This window comes from Periweissella beninensis, from assembly GCF_016908275.1.
GTDB lineage: Bacteria > Bacillota > Bacilli > Lactobacillales > Lactobacillaceae > Periweissella > Periweissella beninensis.
On sequence record NZ_JAFBDN010000003.1, the window covers coordinates 16,095 to 35,873 of the forward strand.

Here is a 19,779-nt window from a genome sequence, read left to right on the forward strand (position 1 = left end):
GTGGTAATAAATTAATTAAGCCAGTAACTTAATAGTAAGTAAATATAATTATAACACGAGAAACGGTTGTTAAATTAGGAAGAAGTTGTTAAAATTAATTCAATTGCAAATAACTGTAACTAAATTAAAGTACTAGTTAGAAAACAAGCTTAGAGAGTGGATACTTGCTGCAAATCCATGTTGTTGACTGATGAACTCGTTAATTTTTAAAAGTTACCGTCTTCCAACGATAATGGAGTAAGAATGAGGTAGAAGGAATTCTATAAATTCGGGTGGTACCACGATGAAATCGTCCCGTAGTCAAAGCAATTTGGCTACGGTTTTTTAGTTCAGCTAAATAAAATTTGATGATCAAGTATAAGGAGTTAATAATGGCATATAATCATAAGACAATTGAAAAAAAATGGCAAAATTTTTGGGATAAACATGAAACTTTTAAAACGGCTGAAAAGACAGATAAACCTAAATTTTATGCGTTAGATATGTTTCCATTTCCATCAGGGCAAGGGTTACACGTTGGTCATCCAGAAGGCTACACTGCAACTGATATTGTATCAAGAATGAAAAGAGCGCAAGGGTTTAATGTATTACATCCAATGGGTTTTGATGCCTTTGGTTTACCAACAGAACAATATGCAATGAAAACTGGGCGGTTCCCTGCAGATATTACTAAGGAAAATGTTGCTAATTTCCGTAAACAAATGAAAAGCCTAGGTCTTTCATATGATTGGAATCGGGAAGTTAACACAACTGATCCCAAGTATTATAAATGGACACAGTGGATCTTTGAACAATTATATAAACGTGGTTTAGCTTATGAAGATAAAATTATGGTTAATTGGGCACCTGATTTATTGGGTGGGACAGTAGTTGCAAATGAAGAGGTAATTGACGGTAAAACTGAACGTGGTGGTTTTCCGGTATATCGTGTACCAATGCGCCAATGGGTATTACGTATTACAGCCTATGCTGATCGTTTGATTGATGACCTAGATGACTTAGATTGGCCAGAGTCAATTAAGGAACAACAAAGAAATTGGATTGGGCGTTCAGTAGGTGCGAGTGTCTTTTTTGATATTGAAAATAATAATGAAAAAATCGAAGTATTTACAACACGACCAGATACATTATTTGGGGCTAGTTATATGGTTTTATCACCTGAACATAAGTTAGTTGATGAAATCACAACACCCGCTCAGCAAGTAGCTGTTGAAGAATATCGTAAAGCCATTGCTTCAAAATCAGACTTGGAACGAACTGACTTAAATAAAGACAAAACTGGTATTTTTACGGGAGCATATGCAATTAATCCGGTTAATGGAGAAAAGTTGCCAATTTGGATTGCTGATTATGTTCTTGCATCATACGGAACAGGGGCCATCATGGCCGTACCGGCACATGATACGCGTGATTATGAATTCGCACAAAAATTTGCATTACCAATTAAAGCGGTAATTGAAGGTGGCGACATTGACAAAGAAGCTTACACTGGCGATGGTAAACATATCAATTCTGATTTTTTAAATGGTTTAGATAAAACAGCGGCGATTGAGAAAATAATTGTTTGGCTAGAAACGCATAACCGTGGGGCAAAGAAAGTTAATTTCCGGTTACGTGATTGGATCTTTTCGCGACAAAGATATTGGGGTGAACCAATTCCAGTTATCAACTGGGAAGATGGGGAAACTACTTTAGTACCAGAAGCAGAATTACCGTTAAAATTACCATATTCAGATGATATTAAGCCAACTGGTAATGGTGAATCACCATTAGCTAATATTACAGACTGGGTTAATGTTGTTGATGAAAATGGCCGTAAGGGACGTCGTGAAACTAATACGATGCCACAATGGGCTGGTTCATCATGGTATTTCCTACGGTACGTTGATCCAGATAATCAAACAGCCTTGGCTGACTTAGACAAACTTAAATATTGGGGCCCCGTTGATTTATATGTTGGTGGTGCAGAACATGCCGTGTTACACCTATTATATGCTCGTTTTTGGCATAAATTCTTATATGATTTAGGGGTTGTGCCAACGAAGGAACCATTCCAAAAATTAGTTAATCAAGGGATGATTTTAGGTGAAAATCATGAAAAAATGTCTAAATCAAAAGGCAACGTGGTCAATCCTGATGATATTGTTGAACAATATGGGGCTGATACCTTACGATTGTACGAGATGTTTATGGGGCCACTTGATCAATCAATTGCCTGGTCTGAAGATGGTTTAGCCGGTTCAAGACGATGGTTAGATCGAGTATGGCGTTTGATTATGGATGATCAAAATAAACTTAAAGCGAACATCGTTGATAATAATGACGGCAAATTAGCTAAAATTTATAATGAAACTGTTAAAAAAGTTACAAGTGACTATGAAGGATTACGCTTCAATACCGCGATTTCACAATTAATGGTTTTCGTTAATGACGCGTATAAGGTGGAACAATTACCAGTAGCATATATTGAAGGCTTCATTAAACTCTTAGCACCGGTAGTGCCTCATATTGCTGAGGAACTTTGGAGTCAATTCCATCCAGATAATAGCTTAGCTTATGCGGCTTGGCCAACCTATGATGAAAGTAAATTAGTAGAAGATGAAATTCAGGTCGTGTTACAAGTAAATGGTAAAGTTCGTGGTAAGATTATTGTTGCTGCAGATATCACACCGGAAGAACTTGAAAAACGTGCGTTAGCAGAAGCAAATATGCAAAAACAATTAGCAGACCTAACAATTCGTAAGGTTATTAATATTAAAAATAAATTGATTAACGTGGTTGCTAACTAACATTAGTAGCACTGTCGTAGTTAAAATATTTTTAAGTTAAGCACACAAATTTTAAAATAATAAAAAGTCGATTAATTTGGAATTAAATCGACTTTTTTACTATTTAGAAAGTAATATAAGTTTAAATACTGCGGGTAGCCTGGGCATAAGCAATGACTGCAAGATTTGTTAGGTAGCGAAAAATGAGAAAATGGCCAAAAATTAAGCGGTATTTTAAAAATAAATTTAATATTGTGGTGTAAAATATTTAAAGTGCCTAAGTTGTGCTAAAATTAAGCTTAGTTACAAAACTAAAAGTAAAGCTTTAAGTGAAATAAGCTTTGTAAAATTATTACAGTATTTTAAAGAAAGTTGGGATTAACATTGCCAGTACTAGATATTAATAATCAAGAAGAAGTCCAAAAATTTACCACATTTGTGCGTAGTTCAAAGTATGGACAGATTACCCAAGATCTTGGTTGGGCAGACGTAAAAGATAATTGGGAACCATTACATGTTTATCTTGAAGATGGAGGAGCCATTATCGCTGCGATGTCAATTTTAATGACAAAATTGCCAAATGGTTCTCGCTTTGCATATGCAAGTAAGGGTCCGGTCATGGATGTTCACAATTTAGACTTAGTTGATAAATTAGTTGCAGAAGCTAAAGCAACTTTACTTGCAAAAAATGTCTATTTATTAAGAATGGATCCAGAAGTTGATTATTCTAAAGAGTTTGATGCTGAAATAAAAAAACACGGTTATGAAACACGTAATGTTAATGCGTTAGGATTGCATGGAACAATTCAACCACGTTTTAATATGGTGGTTGATTTAACTGGTAAAACAACACAGGATGAAATTGTAGCCGGATTTACTGCAAAAACAAGAAATAAAGTCCGTAAAGGTTGGAAAAATGAAGTAACCACAAGATATAGTAATGATGAAACAGACTTAGCCATTTTTTATAAAATATACCAAGAGATGGCAGATCGGCATGGTATTACTTATCGACCATATGATTATTTTCAAAGGATGTTAAAGGCTTTTGGAAATGACGATATTATGCGGATATACATTTGTGAAAAAGATAATCAAGTACTTGCAACTGGACTTGGATTTGCATTTGGGGACAAGGTTTGGTACATGTATGCGGGATCAGTTTCAGGGGAAGTTTTTGAAGCACCCCGTGTTATGCAAGTTGCGATGATGGAATGGGCAGTTGCAGCCGGTAAACATGCTTATGACTTAGGTGGAGTTGGTGAAATTGATCCTGATGATAATCTTTACCGCTTTAAAGTTGGCTTTTTAGGTAAAGATGAACCACGTGAATACATTGGTGAGATTGAATATGTCTTAGATGATGCGGTTTATGAAGAATTAGTTCGGCAAAAGGATCGAGCAACAGCTTCCCAAGATTAGTTAATACGTAATCTGAAAAAAACTACGATAGCTAGCAAATAATAAGGTAAAAGATAGGAAAAAGGGTAAGAAAATAAATTTTTCGGCCCTTTTTTATGTATTTTATACATTATAAAATAACCATTGGTTGTTTGTAGAATTAATTTTTGGTACTGCTTGTTTGTTGTAGCTAAGCTAGGTTGCTAGCTAACTATAATTTAGTTAAAATTAGATAGTTAATAAAATTTTTATGATGGATAAAAGAAAGTCGAGAAAGATGATGGGACAAACCTCGTCAGCAAGTAAGCAAGTGGATAATAGTAACCAAAAAAAAATGTTACAAGGTTCATTTTGGATGACCGCAGGGAGTCTGATGTCAAGAATCCTTGGAGCATTGTATGTAATTCCTTGGGTCGCCATGTTTGGTTCGTTTTGGCTACAGGGTAATGCACTTTTTTCAAAGGGCTATAATATTTATTCCCTATTTTTAATGGCGTCAACTGCAGGGGTGCCATCAGCCGTCTCTAAATTAGTAGCACGTTATAATGCGCAACAAGAGTATAATTTAGCGTTTAGACTATATAAAAAATCACTGCAGATTGGTTTAGTTACGGGTTTTATTGCTGCTGGTATTTTGTGGTTTGGGGCACCATGGTTAGCTGCGGGGGATGTAAATGTTATTCCGGTATTACATTCACTAGCACCCGCGGTATTTGTAATTCCGGTGATGAGTATGACTCGTGGATTTTTACAAGGGAATAATCAAATGGTAGCCTCCGCGATGTCGCAATTTATTGAACAACTGGTTCGAGTTATTTATATGTTATTTATGACTTGGATGCTTTTAATACTAAATAATGGTGCTTGGCAAGATGCAGTAGTGCAGTCAACATTTGCTGCTTTTGTTGGTGCGCTAGGGGGAATTGCTGTTTTAGCTTGGACTTTGTGGAATCAACGTAATTGGTTTATTTTGAAAAAGCAGGAAAGTTTAGATCAAATCAAAATTTCAGAAAAAAGCTTAATTTGGCAAGTTGTCAAACAAGCAATTCCGTTTGTCATTGTAGGATCTGCTATTCAAATTTATCAAATTATTGATCAATATTCATTTTTCAAAATTATGCAAATATTTAGTGATTTTTCTTATGATATGTTAAATCGACAGTATGCAATCTTTGACTTCAATGCTAATAAGTTGATAATGATTGTGATTTCATTAGCAGTTGCGCTGGGAACCACTGCCATCCCCTTATTGGCAGCCGCGCATGTTAGAAAAAATAATGATGAAATTGCGAGTCAGATCCGCTTCACACTTGAATTATTTATGTTTGTTATGATTCCAGCTGCGATTGGCATGGCAGCGATTGCGCAACCATTGTATGTCACTTTTTATGGTTATGATTCAGCACTTGAAGCCTTATCTGGCACTTTGATTTTACAATTTTCGTCATTTTTAGGTATCATGTTTGGGCTATTTACTTTACTTTCAACGATTACACAAGGCGTTTCAAGAAATGATATTGCCTTAAAAGCGTTATTTTATGGTGTTTTACTAAAATTAACTTTGCAGATACCAGCAGTCGCTTTGCTAGGTGCAATGGGACCATTGGTAGCGTCGATGGGTGGTTTTTTATTGGCAAGTGGGTATATCCTATATGGATTACAAAAAATATATCAGTTAAAATTAGAACACTGTGTCATGACTTTAAATTGGGTAACATTTGCGGCCTTAATTATGGGTGGGGTATCATTTGGCATAACACAAGGAATGCTGTTATTTGTATCACCAACTAGTCGTTTAATGCAAATCATGATTATAATAATGGCAGTCAGTCTTGGTGGGTTAGTTTATAGCTATATCATGCTTAAGACTAAAATTCCAGATCAACTATTAGGAAATCGTGTTGCCATGCTCCGACGAAAATTACGTATCAAACTTAAATAATATTAATAGTGAGGTGATTTATCGTGCAACATCAAGTTTTGTTTTTAGGTAGTGATGAAAGTATTTACGGTTCAGCACGTGAAATTCATGAAAAATATGGCGTTAAGTCTACAATTATTGCAGCTGCTAATCCGTTAACAGCGACGCGAGATAGTCAAATTGTAAATATTAAAATAATTAACGGTATAAATGATGATCCTAAATTTATTAAAGAAATGCTAAAATTAGGAGAAAAAGTCAAAGAACAACAACAACCCACAATTTTAATTGGTTCAGGTGATAAATATGCCGCTTTAATTGCTAAACACAAACACGAGTTAAGCACATACTTTGTGATCCCATATGTTGATTATGATCAAATGATTCAATTAAATCATAAAGAATCTTTTGAAAAAATTGCGGCAAAATATAACTTAGCAATGCCGGCAACGCGTCGCCTAAGTAAAGCTGATGTAACGGGTGACTTACATTCAGATTGGGGTTATCCGGTTATTTTAAAATCCGATAATTCTGTAGAATGGATGGATTTATGGTTTGTAGGTCATAAAAAAATTTATTTTATTAATTCAGATGAAGAATTAAATAAGGTAATTAAACTAGCATACACAAATGGCTACACTGGTACCTTTACGATGCAAGACATGATTCCTGGTGATGATTCATTTGAACGTAATCTGACAGCTTATATTGATCAAAATCATAAGGTACGCGTTATTTCAATGGGCCATGCTTTAATTGAAGATCCTGGGCCACAAGGACGTGGAAATCATATGGCAATTATGCCTGATTATAATGAAACGATTTATCAGCAATATGTTAATTTTTTAGAGGATTTAAAAATTACAGGTTTTGTCAATTTTGATTTAAAGTATGATCAAAGAGATGATACATATAAGGTTTTTGAAATGAATGTTCGACTTGGACGATCAAATTTTTGGGCCAGTTTAAATGGTGTTAATTGGATGAGCTATTTAATTGCTGATTATGATGGCACACTAACTAATGAACCAGTATTGTTTGCTAATAAAAATCAAACTGAGTGGCAAGTTTGGTTAGCGATAACACCACGCTTGTTTAAAAAATATGCTCGTGCGAATGCTGCCAGTCAGCAAGCGTTACAATTGATTGCTGCTGGTAAGTATGGTTATACCTATAAATATGAGGCTGATTGGAACTATCGCAGATTTTTGAATTATTGGCGGGCTAATCGCAATTTTTCAAAATACTTTGAGAAATACTTTAAAGCTTAATGCTAATTTAGTTAAAGGGTGTCACAGTTATTCCTTAGGTCTGCTTAAATAAAGGGCTACGCTAGGCATCTTAGCCATTAAACTGAGCACTAGTTATGTTGAATATGTTTTAATAAAAAAGATAAAAGCGTTTGGAATAAATTTTCCAGACGCTTTTAGTGAGTAGGATGGTTAAAAATTACTATAATAGTGCATGAATTCCGGTAGCTTAGCTGTAATTTGGGTAGGTAAAACGACATATTGTGTTTTGGCAAGCTCATCAGCGATTTTGCTATGGATAAAGGTAGCAGCAGCAACTGTTTGCTGATTTTTTGGGAATTGGCCTAAGAAACCAGCAATGATACCAGCTAATGTATCACCCATACCACCAGTTGCTTGATAGGGGCCACCTACATTTAGGCGCAGCGGGGTACCATGTGGTTGATAGACTTCAGTATGGTATTTTTTTAATACAACATGGGCATTCAATATGTTAACCATTCTTTGATTTTCATTAACGGTCTGGTTTTTAATAAGAATATTGCTAATCCTTTGCCATTCCATTGTATGTGGCGTAAGAACGGTTAATGCTGTTTTGGGTAAAGAATAACAATTTTGTGCCATTAAGGTTAATGCTGATCCATCTATGATTAATGTTTGATTTACTTGGATGGAGTTTAAAACAGTCCGTAATAGGTTAGTAGCTATTTTACTGAGTCCTAAGCCTGGACCAATTAAAATAACATCATAATTTTTTATTAATGATGGTAAAGCTAAAGTTTTAGTATATCCCAAAGCCATAACTTCAGGAATGGCAATATTTAAGTTACTAACGTTTGCTTGGTCAGTTAAGGTCGTTACTAGGCCAGCACCACTAAAGACAGTTGCCTTACTAGCCATAATAATGGCGCCATGATAATTATCAAAGCCACCAATTAAAAGAATTCGACCATAATTTCCCTTGTGAGTCGTTAATGGACGTGGCGTGATGACAGTTTTAATTAAATTCTCTGAAATGATATCCATTATATAGTTACCCCATTATAAAGTAATTGTTAAATAATTAAAGTTTAACAAGATTAATTTAATTATAACAAAAGAGATTGTGATAAAATAAGGCTATTAACAGTTTATTGGAGGGTAATAAAAAATGATTGAGTGGAGAGCTGAAATTGAAAAGCGCCAAGAAGCGTTTTTAGAAGATTTAAAAACTATGTTACGTGTAGAAAGTGTTCGTGATGATAGTCAAGCAAGTGCAGCGGCACCTTTTGGTCCTGGACCAAAAGAAGCATTGGAAACATTTTTATTAATTGCCAAGGAAGCTGGATTTAGAACGAAAAATATTGATAATGTTGTTGGCTATGCTGAAATTGGCCCCATTGACGCACCAGAATCAGTGGCTGTTTTAGCACACGTTGACGTTATGCCAGCCGGTGAAGGATGGGAGTCAAATCCATTTGAACCAATTGTTAAGGATGGTAAAGTGATTGCGCGTGGGGCATCGGATGATAAGGGCCCTGGAATGGCAGCTTTTTATGGAATGAAAATTTTAAATGAGTTAAATGTACCATTAAAACGCCGCGTACGATTTATTGTGGGAACTGATGAAGAAAATGATTGGGGTGATATGGATAAGTATTTTTCTGTTGAGCCACAACCAACGATGGGCTTTTCACCAGATGCTGAATTTCCCGTTATTAATGGTGAAAAGGGAAATGTAACATATGAAGTTAAATTTAATGGGACAAACAATGGTGATTTTAAGCTATTGAGTTTTACTTCAGGATTACGCCCCAATATGGTACCTGGGAAAGCAGTTGCTCTTGTACAAGCTCCAGATGCTAGTGTAATGATTGAGCAATTTAATGAATTTCTCGAGAATCAACCACAAATTAGTGGATATTTTGAACCGTTACCAGAAGGGATACAATTTGTTATTAATGGGAAACAGGTTCATGGGGCAAGCCCAGAAATTGGTGAAAATGCGGGGACATATTTGGCTAAGTTCTTAAAAGAATTTGCTTTTGATGGTCAAGCAAAAGGTTACTTAGATTTACTTGGTGGAGTATTGCACGATGATGCACTAGGTCAAAAATTAGGTGTAGCGCATGTTGATGATGTGATGGGTCCGCTAACAATGAACATTGGTATTCAAAAATTTGAAATTGACAAACCTGGTTTTATTAATCTTAACTTCCGTTATCCTAAAGGGGTTGATTATCGTGTCATCGGTGAAATGTTGCATAAACAATTAACGACACTATCAGCAGAGGTAGTTTTAGGTGGGCATCATATGGCACCACACTATGTACCATCCGATGATGAAATTGTAAAAACATTAATTGATGTTTACAATCGTCAAACTGGTTTGAACGGGGTTGCTGAAGTTGTCGGTGGCGGAACTTACGGTCGATTAATGGAACGTGGTGTCGCATTTGGTGCATTATTCCCCGGTGATGAAGATACAATGCATCAAGCAAATGAATTTATGACAATTGATTCATTAATTAAAGCCGCCGCAATTTATGGTGAAGCAATTGAACGATTAGCTACACAAGGATAAAAACCTAATTATTAATAAAAAAGTGGACTTATTGTCCGCTTTTTTTATTAAAGATTGAAAAAATGCTAAGAATAACATGACAAACTATTGAGAAAATGATAAGATTTTATATGAATAAAAATTTTAGAGGTATATCTTACATGTGTCAATTTGATAACAATCAGAATAACAATGAAAATAACACAAGTAATAATTGTGTTTATTTTGCATAGTTTTCTGATGTTTGACACAATAGTCAAAAATGTTGGTGAAAGCAGGCTATGTGAATTATTGCAAAGTCTGCTTTTTATTTATGTAAAATTATATTTCGACATAAGCGTATTCACAGGAGGATCACATGTTTAAAAAATGGTTAGGGTATATCGCAGTCAGCTTTGCAGTGTTAATAGGATTTAGCATTGTGAACACCGAACAGCAAGTAAGTGCAACGACTGAGCCACATTACACGATTGCAACAGATACCACTTTTCCACCATTTGAATTTCAAGGAAAAAATGGAAAGTATGTTGGAATTGATATGGACTTATTAGCAGCAATTGCTAAAAAGGAACATTTTACTTATAAGTTGACCCCAATGAGTTTTAATTCAGCAACGCAATCTGTTTTATCAGGACAGATTGATGGTGTAATTGCAGGAATGACGATTACTGATGAACGGGAAGCTGTATTTGATTTTAGTAAATCATATTATAAAACAGGAATCATTATGGCTGTAAATAAAGCAAGTAAAATTAAAAAGCTGACTGATTTAAAAGGTAAAACGGTTGCTTTAAAAACAGGAACTGGTTCAGCGGAATATGCGCGGGGAATTCAAAAGAAATATGGCTTTAAAGTAACATACTTTAATGATTCAAATACAATGTATAATGACGTTAAAGTTGGTAATTCAGATGCGACATTTGAAGACATGCCTGTTATGCAGTATGCGATTAAAAATGGGGTTGCCTTAAAAATTGTTACGAAGCCAACATTAGCCGGTTATTATGGTTTTGCGGTTAAAAAAGGTCAAAATAAAGCACTTTTACAAGCATTCAATAGTGGCTTAGCCAAAATTAAAGCGGATGGTACTTACCAAAAAATTGTTAATAAATATTTAGATGCTTCTGCAAGTAAATTTTCTGGATCAAAAGCAGATAATACAACTTTTTGGGGTTTAATTAAATCTAATAAAACACAATTTATTAATGGGTTAGTTAAAACCATCCAATTAACAATAATTAGTATTTTATTAGCGTCAATATGGGGAATTATTTTAGGACTACTTGGTGTATCACCATATAAGTGGCTACAAGGTTTATCAACAACGATTATATACATTTTCCGTGGATTACCATTAATGGTATTAGCATTTTTCATTTATATTGGGCTACCAAACCTAACTGGGGATAAAATTCCGGCATTTGTTGCAGGGATTGTAACGCTAGTGTTAAATGAAGGGGCCTATATTGGTGCCTTTGTCCGTGGTGGGATTGAAGCCGTTGATAAAGGGCAAATGGAAGCTGCTCGTTCGTTAGGATTACCATATGGTCGAGCAATGAGCAAGGTTATTATGCCACAAGGTGTAAAAATCATGATTCCATCATTTATTAATCAGTTTATTATTACTTTAAAAGATACTTCAATTCTCTCAGCAATTGGCATTATTGAATTAACACAAACTGGAACGGTGATTATTTCACGTAATATGCAAGGATTTAAGGTTTGGTTAATTGTCGCTATTATCTATCTAGTAGTTATTACACTGTTAACTTGGTTATCAAACTGGGTTAAAACAAAAATGAAATAATCAATAAAATACGGAGGAATAATAAATGACTGTAAAAGTTAGTGTTAAAGATTTGCATAAATCTTATGGAGACAATGAAGTTTTAAAAGGTATTAATCTTGACGTTCAAGAAAATGAAGTTGTCGTGATGATTGGACCATCTGGTTCAGGGAAGAGTACTTTTTTAAGAACTTTGAATAAATTAGAAGAACCAACAAGTGGTGAAATTACGATCAATGGTTCAAATTTATTAGATCCTAAAACTAATTTGAATAAAATCCGTGAAAATATTGGAATGGTATTTCAACATTTTAACTTATTTCCACATTTAACTGTTTTACAAAATGTTATGTTAGCACCAACTGAATTAAAAAAAGCTGATTCAAGCGAAGCTAAAAAAGAAGCTTTAGATTTATTGGACCAAGTTGGCTTGCGTGAAAAAGCAGATGCAATGCCAGCCCAATTATCAGGTGGACAAAAGCAACGAGTGGCTATTGCTCGCGCGCTAGCTATGAAGCCAAGTATTATGCTATTTGATGAACCAACATCAGCCTTGGATCCAGAGATGGTTGGGGATGTGTTAGCAGTAATGAAAGACTTAGCCGAAAAGGGAATGACAATGATTGTGGTAACCCATGAAATGGGCTTTGCTAAACAAGTTGCAGATCGCGTAGTTTTCTTTGCAGATGGATATATTCGGGAACAGGGAACACCACAAGAGGTCTTTGATAATCCGCAAGATCCGCGTGCGAAGGATTTCTTGGATAAAGTTTTAAATGTATAGAATTAATTAATAATGGAGGAATAGCAATGTTAATCTTAGCTAATAATGGTAATAATAAGATGAGTGCTAATAATAGTGTGCACTTATTTGCGTTAGCTATCTTGCGTTATCAGCTTAGTCCTCTAACATTGTTAAACTGATACTTTTCAAGACAGGTAAGGTAAAATGGCTTACTTGTCTTTTTTCTTTAAATTTATGGTAATTAAAAATTGAAAGTGTAGGAATTTACTTATGAATGCTCGTGTTTTATTGAAAAAAATCTTTTTTCCACTGATAGTAATCTTAATCTTATTTAGTTTTAGTAGTGCTGATGCACATGCAGCTAACAAGCAAGCACATTATACAATTACAACGGATACAACTTATCCACCTTTTGAGTTGCAAAATAAAAATGGTAAGTATGTTGGCATAGATATTGAAATTTTGAATGCTATTGCTAAAAAAGAAAATTTTACTTATAAATTAGTGCCAATGTCATTTAATTCAGGGGCACAAGCTGTTCTATCAGGACAATTTGATGGCATTATGGCCGGAATGGCAATTACACCGGAACGACGTAAGGTTTATGATTTTGGTACGCCATATTATAAAACAGGGGTAATTGTCGCAGTTGCTAAGAATAGTAAAATAAAATCATTAGCTGATTTAAAAGATAAAAAAGTAGCACTAAAAACGGGGACTGGCGCAGCCGCCTATGCACTTTCAATTAAGAAAAAATATGGATTTAAAGTAACCTATTTCAATGATTCAAATACCATGTATAACGATGTTGCAATTGGTAATACAGTTGCAACATTTGAAGACGATCCTGTGATGAAATATGCCATTAAAAATGGAACAAAATTAAAAATTATAACGAAACCGGCTAACTCAGGCTACTATGGATTTGGAGTTAAAAAAGGTCAAAATAAAGAATTGATTCGTCGCTTTAATAGTGGTTTTGCCAAAATTAAAGCCGATGGAACCTACAATAAAATTGTAAAAAAATATTTAGGAGCTAGTCAGTCTGAATTTTCAGGTAGTGCCAAAACAAATAACTCAATTTGGGGTTTAGTTAAACAAAATAAAGATCAATTCCTTAGTGGTTTATTAAAGACAATTCAATTGACGATTTTAGGAATTATTTTTGCGACAATCTTGGGGGTAATTTTAGGACTACTAGCAATTGTACCTAACAAACTATGCCAAGCAATCTCAGGTATTATTGTGTATATTTTTAGAGGATTACCGTTATTAGTTTTGGCTTTCTTCATTTACATTGGGATCCCATCGTTAACTGGACATAAATTACCGGCAATGTTTGCTGGTTTATTGACACTAACCTTGAATGAAGGAGCATACATTGCTGCCTTTGTTGCGGGTGGATTAAAGGCAGTGGATAATGGTCAAATGGAAGCAGCCCGATCATTAGGACTAAGTTATTGGCAAGCCATGCGCCGCATTGTAATGCCACAAGGTTTTAGAATTATTGTGCCATCTTTTATTAATCAATTTATCATCACGCTAAAAGATACTTCAATTTTATCAGCGATTGGCATTATTGAATTAACTCAAACCGGTACGGTGATTATTTCACGTAATATGCAAGGCTTTAGAATTTGGTTTATTGTAGCAATTATGTACTTAGTAATGATTACTTTATTAACATTTTTCGCAAATTGGGCCAATAAAAAATTAAAGCACTAGAGAACGTGTCACAAGTCAACTAAATATCAAATAAAATACGAAAAGGAACTGAGTTTAATAAAATTTAGTTCCTTTTCGTATTTTATAGATAAATCGTACATAAATTATGTAAAAAATTTTTTAAAAGGTTAAATATTATGATTTAGTCTGGTTATTTTTAGCAATTTTGCGTAATGGTTGTCTGTGACTAGTGATTGTTTGCTGCTGATAAGCGAGGGTAACAGGATAACGTAAAATATTTTTTAAAACGGTCGGTTTTGTATTGAATAACCAACGATTTAATATGACAACGATGCCGATAAAAATTGGTTCATGTTCAAAATATGTGATACGTAACTCGTTGTACTGTGTTCCTAACAATCTAGCAGGTTTTACTGCAAGCAATAACTCTTGACGGTGGTGAGCATGATACGTACCATTAATTAAACTGCCACTAATTAGCCAATTAAGATTACGAATATAGATGACATCTAATAAAGAACCAAATGATAAGCCAATTGAGGCAACTATTTTATTATTTATTTTGATGGTAAATCGAGGTAATACACCATATGATACTTGCCGAAATTCAGCGACTAACGTGCCTATACTATTATAGACATGAATGAATGCATTTTTACGGCCAAATTGTCCAGTTACTAAATATTGCGCCTTGCCGTCGCTATCTCGAACAGTTGTTGCAGTTTGTAAATTATGACTGTGTTGTTGTTTTAAATACAACTTACGCATATTAACCTCCTAGTAACAAAATTAAATATTACCTAATAATGATTATTTTAGCATGATAAAGTAAATTATGCTTATTGTGTAAATAAACTAATTAAGTTTATAATAGGAAACGTAAGAGTAGTTAATCCATTTAATTTTTAGGAGAAAGACATGGAGCCATACATTCATAATGATTGGTGGCAAATATTGGCACCAGTATTAAGGTCAAAACAATTTGAAGATTTATTTAATTATTTACACAGTGAATATCAAGAAAAAATAATATTTCCGCCCAAAGAAAAGGTCTTTATGGCATTTAATCTAACTGCTTTTAGCGCTACTAAAGTAGTTATTCTAGGTCAAGATCCGTATCATGGTCGTGGTCAAGCTGAAGGTCTAAGCTTTTCGGTAGCAGATAAGAGTAAATTGCCACCAAGCCTACGAAATATTTATCAGGAATTAGGCGATGATTTGGGTGTGCCAAAACCCACAACTGGTTCATTAAAAGCATGGGCGCAACAAGGGGTACTATTATTGAATAATGTCCTAACAGTCCGGCAAGGAGTAGCTAATTCACATAAAAATATTGGTTGGGAGGTATTAAGTGATGTTGCAATTAAAGCATTATCTGATAAACCAACACCAGTCGTATTCATTTTATGGGGCAAACCAGCACAAAGTAAATTAAAATTAATCGATCAAACAAAAAATCTTGTCATAATGAGTGCCCATCCATCACCATTGTCAGCATATCGGGGCTTTTTTGGTTCCAAGCCTTTTTCGCAAGCTAATGCATTTTTAATTGCATCAAACCAAACGCCAATTAATTGGCAATTACCATAAAATTTTAAAAGTAACCGAGGAGGTCCTATAATGGGATTATTTGAAGAATTACGGAAAAAAGTCGCAGGTCAAGGAAAAGTTATTGTTTTTCCAGAAGGTGATGACATTAGAATTCAGGGTGCAGCTTTGCGCTTAGCACAAGATGGCTTAGTAAAGCCTATTCTATTAGGTGATTTAACGGCAATTAAAGCCACTGCTCAAGCTAATCAATATAATTTAGATGTATTGGAAGTAATCGATCCCAAAATATATCCAACTGAAAAATTAACGACAATGATTGAAGCATTGGTAAAGCGCCGTAATGGTAAAACAGACAAAGAGACAGCTAAAGCATGGCTAACTGATGTAAACTACTTTGGAACCATGCTAGTTTACATGGGAATTGCTGATGGGATGGTTTCTGGGGCGACACATCCGACTGGTGATACGGTACGACCAGCATTACAAATTGTGAAAACGGCGCCAGGCTCTAAAAGAATATCAGGTGCTTTTATTATGCAAAAAGCAGATCAACGCTATGTTTTTTCTGATGCTGCAATCAATATTGATATTGATGCGGAAACAATGGCTGAGATTGCTGTGCAATCTGCAAATACGGCTAAAATTTTTGGAATTGATCCCAAAGTAGCAATGCTATCATTTTCAACAAAGGGATCAGCCAAGGCTGACCAAGTTACTAAAGTTGCTCAAGCAACAGAAATTGCCCATCAATTAGCACCAGAGTTAGTGCTTGATGGCGAATTACAGTTTGATGCTGCTTTTGTTCCGAGTGTAGGGCAAGCTAAAGCGCCAGACTCGCAAGTAGCGGGATATGCAAATGTCTTTATCTTTCCTGATTTACAATCTGGCAATATTGGTTATAAAATTGCTCAAAGACTGGGCGGGTTTGAAGCTATTGGGCCTATTTTACAAGGATTAGCTAAACCGATTTCTGATTTGTCACGTGGTTGTAATGAAGATGATGTGTATAAAGTTTCATTAATAACTGCAGCACAGGCGCTAGATGCTTAAGAGCGACGATTATTTTGTTTATTAATAATTAATTATTTAAATCATTAATGTTATTTGAGGTATAACATTGATGGTTTTTATTTTTTATATTAAATTAGTGTATTTTTAGGCTAAATTTACGTCTATATATTATGTAAGATGATGGATAAATTATTTAAAAATAAAATGGGGTGCATTTATCTAGATATTGTGAATTTAATAACTTTTGTTTTATTTAATCAGAAAGCGCTTACAACCGTTATAAAACGTGTCTAAAAGGCCTTTTTCACTGATTTTTTTATAAAAAAAAGTACTTGCAATATATTTAAAAGTGTTTTATTATTAACTTTGTTAAGAATTGAACAAACTAGTATAGGGAGAATAATTATGGCAACTACAACAAAAAAAGCTCCAAAGAAAGTTTTGACTGAAGAAGAAAAAGCACAACTAGCACTAGAAGCTGAGAAACTTACCAATGACTTAGTTATAAAATCAAAGAAAGCATTGACTGAATTTGCGAGCTATTCACAAGAACAGGTAGATAAAATTGTCGCAGCAATGGCATTAGCAGGTAGTGAAAATTCATTATTATTAGCACATGAAGCGCATGATGAGACTGGACGTGGTGTAGTTGAAGATAAAGATACCAAAAATCGCTTTGCCTCAGAGTCAGTTTTTCACGCAATTAAAAATGATAAAACAGTCGGTGTTATTAGTGAAGATCCAGTGAATGGTAAAGTCGAACTTGCAGCACCACTTGGAGTCTTAGCTGGAATTGTGCCAACAACTAATCCTACATCAACTACTATTTTTAAATCAATGTTAACAGCAAAAACGCGAAACACCATAATTTTTGCTTTCCATCCCCAAGCACAAAAATCATCAGTTCATGCTGCTAAGGTTGTTTACGAAGCGGCAGTTGCAGCAGGGGCGCCAAAAAACTTTATTCAATGGATTGAAACACCATCACTTTATAATACGAGTGCCTTAATTAAGAATCCCGATATTGCTTCTATTTTAGCAACTGGGGGACCAGCAATGGTAAATGCAGCTTTGAAATCAGGAAATCCATCAATGGGTGTTGGTGCTGGTAATGGTGCAATTTACATTGATTATACGGCAAATATTCAACGTGCTGCTGAAGACTTATTACTTTCAAAAAGATTTGATAATGGGATGATTTGTGCAACTGAAAACTCAGCGGTCATTGATCAAAAAATTTATGATCAGTTTGTTAAGCAATTAATGGAACAAGGAGCATATTTAGTACCAAAAGCTGAATACGATAAATTAGCTGATTTTGTCTTTACAGAAGGCCATGGTGTTAATGGAAAAGTGGCCGGTATGAGTGGTCGGTGGATTGCAAAACAAGCCGGTATTTCCTTACCCGAAGGTAAAGATGTCTTATTAGTTGAACTAGATGAAAAAAATATTGGTGAAAAGTTGTCTTCAGAAAAACTCTGCCCAATTTTATCACTATATAAATCAAAATCACGTGAAAATGCAATTGCAATCGTGCGTGCATTACTTACTTACCAAGGGGCCGGGCACAATGCTGCTATTCAAATTGGTGCGCAAAATGATCCATTTGTTAAAGAATATGCCGATGCTGTTGAAGCTTCAAGAATTTTAGTAAATCAACCAGACTCTATAGGTGGTGTTGGAGACATTTATACTGATGCACTACGGCCTAGTTTAACACTTGGAACTGGATCATGGGGGAAAAATTCATTGTCACATAATTTATCAACATATGACCTTTTAAATGTAAAAACAGTAGCTCGTCGTCGTAATCGGCCACAATGGGTACGCTTACCAAAAGATATTTACTATGAAAGTAACGCAATCACATATTTACAAGAACTACCACATGTAGATCGAGCATTTGTTGTTGCTGATCCTGGGATGGTTAAGTTTGGTTTTGTTGATAAAATTATTGATCAATTTGAATTACGACCTGATCATGTAAAAACATCAATTTATGGAGCAGTGAAACCTGATCCAACCATTGATCAAGCTATTGAAATTGCGCAACAAATGGCTGATTTTAAACCTGATACAGTTATTGCAATTGGTGGTGGATCAGCCCTAGATGCTGCCAAAATTGCACGATTATTATATGAATATTCAGCAACTCATGAAGGCGTTTTACAAGACGCAGTTGCTTTACGTGACTTATTTAAAGAACTACAACAAAAATTTATGGATATTCGGAAGCGAATTGTTAAATTTGAACATCAAGATTTAACACAAATGGTTGCAATTCCAACTACATCAGGGACTGGTTCTGAAGTAACCCCATTTGCTGTTATTACCGATGATGAAACGCATGTTAAGTATCCATTAGCAGATTACGAATTGACACCGCAAGTAGCTATTGTTGATCCAGAATTTGTAATGACCGTACCTAAGCGTACAGTTGCATTCTCAGGCTTAGATGCTTTATCACATGCCTTGGAATCATATGTTTCAGTTATGTCTTCTGACTACAATCGACCATGGGCATTACGCGCAATTAAGCTAATTTTTGAAAACTTAACTGCATCATATAACTATGATCCAAAACATCCAACCAAAGAAGGTATTGCTGCCAGAGAAAATATGCATAACGCATCAACACTAGCCGGAATGTCATTTGCGAATGCGTTCTTAGGATTAAATCACTCGTTGGCACATAAAATCGGAGGTGAATTTAACCTACCACACGGTTTGGCAATTTCAATTGCCATGCCACGCGTAATTAAATTTAATGCAGTTACAGGTAATGTTAAACGGACACCATATCCACGCTATGAAACATATACTGCACAAAAAGATTATGCAGATATTGCCCGGTATCTAGGACTAACAGGTGATAACGATGAAAAATTAGTGACGGCATTGCTTGATAAAATTGCTCAATTGGCTAAGAGTGTCGAAGTAGAAACTACACTATCAGCTAATGGCGTTGATAAGAAACATTTTGAAGAGTCGTTGGATAAATTAGTTGATCTAGTGTACAACGATCAATGTACACCAGGAAATCCTCGCCAACCTTCATTAGCCGAAATTAAAGAATTACTTAAGGCAGAGTTTTAATAAAAAATGGCTAAAATAACAT

Annotated in this window: 13 protein-coding genes; 11 read left to right on the forward strand and 2 right to left on the reverse strand. The window is 34.9% G+C overall.

Annotated elements, in window-relative coordinates; translation table 11 throughout:
- The first annotated feature begins 371 nt into the window (after positions 1–371).
- The 4 genes from leuS (at position 372) to JOC59_RS01685 (ending at position 7,361) form a co-directional block, all read left to right on the forward strand.
- On the forward strand, positions 372–2,789 hold the full coding sequence (leuS, locus tag JOC59_RS01670; RefSeq protein ID WP_205143066.1) for a leucine--tRNA ligase: 2,418 nt from the start codon (positions 372–374) through the stop codon (positions 2,787–2,789).
- A gap of 363 nt (positions 2,790–3,152) precedes the next feature.
- Positions 3,153–4,190, forward strand: coding sequence for a lipid II:glycine glycyltransferase FemX (locus JOC59_RS01675; RefSeq protein ID WP_205143067.1), 1,038 nt, complete (start codon positions 3,153–3,155; stop codon positions 4,188–4,190).
- Between the two features lie 256 nt (positions 4,191–4,446).
- Entirely contained in the window at positions 4,447–6,111 is a 1,665-nt protein-coding gene (locus JOC59_RS01680) for a putative polysaccharide biosynthesis protein (RefSeq protein WP_205143068.1), read from the forward strand.
- A gap of 23 nt (positions 6,112–6,134) precedes the next feature.
- Positions 6,135–7,361, forward strand: coding sequence for a carboxylate--amine ligase (locus JOC59_RS01685; RefSeq protein ID WP_205143069.1), 1,227 nt, complete (start codon positions 6,135–6,137; stop codon positions 7,359–7,361).
- 171 nt (positions 7,362–7,532) lie between these two features.
- On the opposite strand, the gene JOC59_RS01690 is transcribed toward JOC59_RS01685, so the two are convergent.
- Entirely contained in the window at positions 7,533–8,366 is an 834-nt protein-coding gene (locus JOC59_RS01690; RefSeq protein ID WP_205143070.1) for an NAD(P)H-hydrate dehydratase, read from the reverse strand.
- A gap of 124 nt (positions 8,367–8,490) precedes the next feature.
- Here JOC59_RS01690 and pepV point away from each other — a divergent pair, with 124 nt between their 5' ends.
- The 4 genes from pepV to JOC59_RS01710 all read left to right on the forward strand — a co-directional run bounded on the left by pepV (position 8,491) and on the right by JOC59_RS01710 (position 14,138).
- Entirely contained in the window at positions 8,491–9,903 is a 1,413-nt protein-coding gene (gene pepV / locus JOC59_RS01695; RefSeq protein ID WP_205143071.1) for a dipeptidase PepV, read from the forward strand.
- Positions 9,904–10,240: 337 nt separating this feature from the next.
- Complete coding sequence (locus tag JOC59_RS01700; protein WP_205143072.1) at positions 10,241–11,689, forward strand: amino acid ABC transporter substrate-binding protein/permease; 1,449 nt, start codon at positions 10,241–10,243, stop codon at positions 11,687–11,689.
- A 25-nt stretch (positions 11,690–11,714) separates the two neighbouring features.
- Complete coding sequence (locus JOC59_RS01705; protein ID WP_205143073.1) at positions 11,715–12,452, forward strand: amino acid ABC transporter ATP-binding protein; 738 nt, start codon at positions 11,715–11,717, stop codon at positions 12,450–12,452.
- Positions 12,453–12,683: 231 nt separating this feature from the next.
- A complete protein-coding gene (locus JOC59_RS01710; RefSeq protein ID WP_205143074.1) occupies positions 12,684–14,138 on the forward strand; it encodes an ABC transporter substrate-binding protein/permease in 1,455 nt (484 codons plus the stop codon).
- A 135-nt stretch (positions 14,139–14,273) separates the two neighbouring features.
- Here JOC59_RS01710 and JOC59_RS01715 read toward each other — a convergent pair whose 3' ends face one another.
- Positions 14,274–14,867, reverse strand: coding sequence for an LURP-one-related/scramblase family protein (locus JOC59_RS01715; protein WP_205143075.1), 594 nt, complete (start codon positions 14,865–14,867; stop codon positions 14,274–14,276).
- Positions 14,868–15,017: 150 nt separating this feature from the next.
- Here JOC59_RS01715 and JOC59_RS01720 point away from each other — a divergent pair, with 150 nt between their 5' ends.
- The 3 genes from JOC59_RS01720 to adhE all read left to right on the forward strand — a co-directional run bounded on the left by JOC59_RS01720 (position 15,018) and on the right by adhE (position 19,757).
- Positions 15,018–15,689, forward strand: a complete 672-nt coding sequence (locus tag JOC59_RS01720) for a uracil-DNA glycosylase (protein WP_205143076.1) — start codon at positions 15,018–15,020, stop codon at positions 15,687–15,689.
- Positions 15,690–15,719: 30 nt separating this feature from the next.
- Positions 15,720–16,700 (forward strand): phosphate acetyltransferase, encoded by a 981-nt coding sequence (pta, locus tag JOC59_RS01725; protein WP_205143077.1) that lies wholly within the window; start codon positions 15,720–15,722, stop codon positions 16,698–16,700.
- Positions 16,701–17,066: 366 nt separating this feature from the next.
- Entirely contained in the window at positions 17,067–19,757 is a 2,691-nt protein-coding gene (gene adhE / locus JOC59_RS01730) for a bifunctional acetaldehyde-CoA/alcohol dehydrogenase (protein ID WP_205143078.1), read from the forward strand.
- Positions 19,758–19,779: the final 22 nt, after the last annotated feature.